This window comes from Kitasatospora sp. NPDC096147 (genome assembly GCF_044763225.1).
GTDB lineage: Bacteria > Actinomycetota > Actinomycetes > Streptomycetales > Streptomycetaceae > Kitasatospora.
Window position 1 is genome coordinate 299491 of the sequence record NZ_JBIWFX010000009.1, and the last position, 3039, is coordinate 302529.

A 3039-nucleotide genomic window follows, 5' to 3' on the forward strand; every position below is an offset into this window, starting at 1 on the left:
CCCCGGCCCCCCCGGGGGGGGCGGCCCCCCCCCCGGGGGGGGGGGCGGCCCCGCGCCGCTGCGGCGCGGCGGGCCTGGCGGAGCGACCCCGGGCCCGTCCTCGTCGCGGCTCCGCAGGGGCATTCCGGGACGGAGCGTCAGGGCCGGTACTGGTCCCCGGGGATCGCCCCGCCGCCGTGGTGGACCGACCCGCTGGTGAACGCCGAGCGGGAGCGTGCGGCCGCGGCCGTGTGCGCCCGCTCGATCAGCACGCCGGAGAAGTCGTCCGAGCCGCTGCTGCGGGCCCGGTCGCGGCGGATCAGGAAGGCGGTGGCGGCGAGCACCGCCGTGACGAGCCCTGCGAGCAGTGCGGCGGCCGACAGCATGCCTGGCCTCCCCGTGGTCGGTGACGGCGGTCCCTCCGGCGTCCCGTGCCGGTTCCCGCACAAGCTATGCGGCCCGTACGGGCCGGTCAACGGCACTTGAGCCCCCGTTGAGCTTCCGGGTCGGCGACGGTCCGGCCGTGCCCCAACCGTTCGGAGGGGAACGGCCCCTGGCGTTCCGGGGGCCGGGGGGCCCGCACGAAAAGTTCGCGGATTTTTCCGTTATCGCCGTTCTGGCGGGGGTCTCCCATGTGTCGGCACGCACCACTTCCCCGTCTGCCGACAAGGAGACCCATGTCACGCAAGAGGCAGTCACACCGCCGACGCAGTCGTCGCGGACTGTCGTTCGCCGTAGCCGCCGTCGCGGCCGGACTGATCGCCGGCACCTTCGCCATCGCGACCGGCACCGACCACGGCAAGGACCTGCACACCTCGGCGGACGCGCCGGTGGTGCAGCAGGTGACGGAACAACTGGCGGAGCCGACCGCCGCCAGCGCACCGCAGCACAAGGAGAAGCCCGTCCCGGTCGCCACGGTGCCCAAGAACGAGCCGGCCAAGGGGCTCGTCTACACCGGCCTGGTGCCGGCCGCCGCCGGCGACCGCTGCGCCGGCGTCTACCAGGCGGGCGACGCGGACCACCAGTGCACCCACGGCCCGGACGCCCCGCCGCCCGGCAAGGACGTGCAGAAGGACACCCCGCCCGCCGTCACCGGCGGTGAGCGTCCGGCCCCCGACCTGGCCCCCACCGGCGGTGAACTCCCTTCCGCTGCCGAGCTGTTGGCCGGAGCCCCGCCGGTGCTCGACCTGGAGAGCGGTCGCGCGCTGACCCCGGCGGCCGAGGCCGGCGCGGTGGCGGGCGGCACCCCGGCGGCGGCTGCGGCGGCCGAGGGCGGCAAGGTGGTCTGCGACGGCGACGGCAGCACCGGCAACCGAGTACAGGTGCTGTACGTGCACGGGCCGGGCAAGGACCGCTTCGGCCAGTACCTCGCCTCGTTCAAGAAGTGGGCGGCGGACACCGACGTCATCTACAACGCCAGCGCGCAGGAGACCGGCGGCACCCGCCACGTCCGCTACGTGACCGAACCCGACTGCTCGGCCTCGGTGTTGAACGTCGAGCTGTCGGACGCGGCGATGGCCGAGTTCGGCGCGAGCAACAAGGCGCTGGCCGCCCAGGGGTTCAACCGCAAGGACCGCAAGTACATGATCTTCGCGGACGCGAACGTGTACTGCGGCATAGGCACCTTCAACGGTGACGAGCGCCCGGGGCAGGACAACCTCTCCAACTTCGGCCCCTCCTACGGCCGGACCGACAACGGCTGCTGGGGCGGCTCGACCGCCGCGCACGAGCTCGGCCACAACCTCGGGGCCGTCAACAACAGCGCGCCGCACACCAGCAAGGGCGCGCACTGCGTCGACGAGTGGGACATCATGTGCTACTCGGACTCGCCGTACTACCCCAAGATGCAGACCGTCTGCCCGAACCGGGCCTCCGACGACCGCCTCGACTGCAACCACGACGACTACTACAACACCGCGCCGCAGCCGGGCAGTTACCTGGCCACGCACTGGAACGTCGCCGACAACCGCTTCCTGCTCACCAACGGCGGCAGCACCCCGGACCCGACGCCGAGCCCGACCCCGACCCGGACGCCGTCGCCGAGCCCGACCACCGCGAGCCCGAGCCCCTCCAAGTCGGCCTCGCCCAGCCCGAGCACGAGCTCCGGCCCGAGCCCGTCGCCCAGCAGCACCACCAGCACCGGTCCCAGCCCGAGCACCTCGGCGACCGGCAGCCCCAGCCCGTCCCCGACCGCGACGACCACGCCCGGCCCCACCCCGACCGGCGGCACCACCGCGCCCCGGGTGACGGTCGGTCAGACCACCCCCGTCTCGGCCGTGCTGAGCTGGCCGGCGGTGGCCGGTGCGCGCGGCTACGACGTGCGGGTCGGCGGCCGTTCGCTGGCCGTCGTCAACGCGACCGTGGTCCGCCTGATCGGTCTGCGGCCGGACACCGAGTACCAGGTGGCCGTGGCCGTCCAGGACGCGGCCGGCAAGCTCGGCGCGCCGGGCCGAGCCACCGCGTTCCGCACCCCGAAGTCGGCCGGCCCGTCGCCCACCACGCCCGGCACGCGCTACCTGCTGGCCAACGACCTCACCGGCCAGGCGGCCGACATGTGGGGCGGCTCCACCCGGGACGGGGCCGTGCTGATCGGCTACCAGCGGACCGGCTACGCCAACCAGCAGTGGCTGTTCGACGACGCGGGTGACGGCTACCTGCGGATCCGCTCGGCCAAGTCCGACAAGTGCCTCCAGCTCGGCGGCCCGGCGGTGGCCGGGCAGTACGTCGCGCAGCAGCCGTGCTCCGGCGCCGACGCGCAGAAGTGGCGGATCGGCGCGGCGGGCCGCAGCTTCGGCCTGACCGCCAAGGGCTCCGACCTGCTGCTCGGCACCAGCAAGCGCTGGTACTACGGCGGCTGGCTGCTGGAGCTCCAGCGGCCGAACGGCCAGGCGTACCAGAACTGGAGCATCCAGGCCGCCTCCTGACGCCCTGGCACTCCCCGGGCCGGGGGGGGGGGGGGGGGGGGCCCCCCCCCCCCCCCCCCCCCCCCCCCCCCCCCCCCCCCCCCCCCCCCCCCCCCCCCCCCCCCCCCCCCCCCCCCCCCCCCCCCCCCCCCCCCCC

At 75.3% G+C, this 3039-nt stretch carries 2 protein-coding genes; one reads left to right on the plus strand and one right to left on the minus strand.

What is annotated here, in order from left to right:
* Positions 1-137 precede the first annotated feature (137 nt).
* Positions 138-365, minus strand: a complete 228-nt coding sequence (locus ACIRBX_RS27105) for a hypothetical protein (protein ID WP_402300347.1) — start codon at positions 363-365, stop codon at positions 138-140.
* A 291-nt stretch (positions 366-656) separates the two neighbouring features.
* Here ACIRBX_RS27105 and ACIRBX_RS27110 point away from each other — a divergent pair, with 291 nt between their 5' ends.
* Positions 657-2903 (plus strand): RICIN domain-containing protein, encoded by a 2247-nt coding sequence (locus ACIRBX_RS27110; protein WP_402300348.1) that lies wholly within the window; start codon positions 657-659, stop codon positions 2901-2903.
* Positions 2904-3039: the final 136 nt, after the last annotated feature.